The organism is Vibrio sp. YT-19(2023) (genome assembly GCF_033337395.1).
The window spans coordinates 1-590 of the sequence record NZ_JAWOQN010000801.1 but is presented as its reverse complement, the minus strand read 5'-3'; the positions used below and the strand labels follow the sequence as shown (position 1 = coordinate 590).

At 39.7% G+C, this 590-nt stretch carries 1 protein-coding gene; it reads right to left on the bottom strand.

Annotation, left to right across the window (positions count from 1 at the left end; translation table 11 throughout):
* Positions 1-291: 291 nt before the first annotated feature.
* The coding region (locus R7E78_RS28530; protein WP_318058938.1) for a LysR substrate-binding domain-containing protein at positions 292-590 on the bottom strand (299 nt) is incomplete at its 5' end.

Here is a 590-nt window from a genome sequence, read left to right as displayed (position 1 = left end):
ATATTTCATCAAGCTTTTGGACACTGATTTGTACATGATCCATTAAACACGTTACCTAGCCGTTATTAATTTCATATCGTGCTTTGATAGTTGTGCGACACGACGACTTATAATTTGATATGCATCAAGTAAACTATCGTTTACTTAAGGAGATTTTTCAAACTTTGAATCCCAACAGATAAGGAATTAACACTAATAGGTGAGTCTAGTAAGACTAGAGTGTTATCAAAGTTTGAGGCATTAATTTCAAAGTAGTCGCTTACTCACACATTTAACAAGAAAACTATCAAATTAGATGCGTTTTACTTCTTCTAAACGGGATTTTAGATAGTCGAGGAACAATTGGGTGCGTGTGTGTTGGTAGTCCAGTTTTGGGTAGTACGCATACACCGTAGCCTCGTCGGCTGTAACATCCGGCAAAATAGGCACTAGCGCCCCGGATTTTAAATCGTCTTTGATCATTACGTTGTTGGTCATCAAGATACCCATTCCGCGTTTTGCACCATGAAACAGAGCTTCTGGATTGGTCGTTGCGAAGTTGCCTGACAAGCTCACTCTTTTCCCTCGGTTGGTTTTGATCTCTCTTGCAG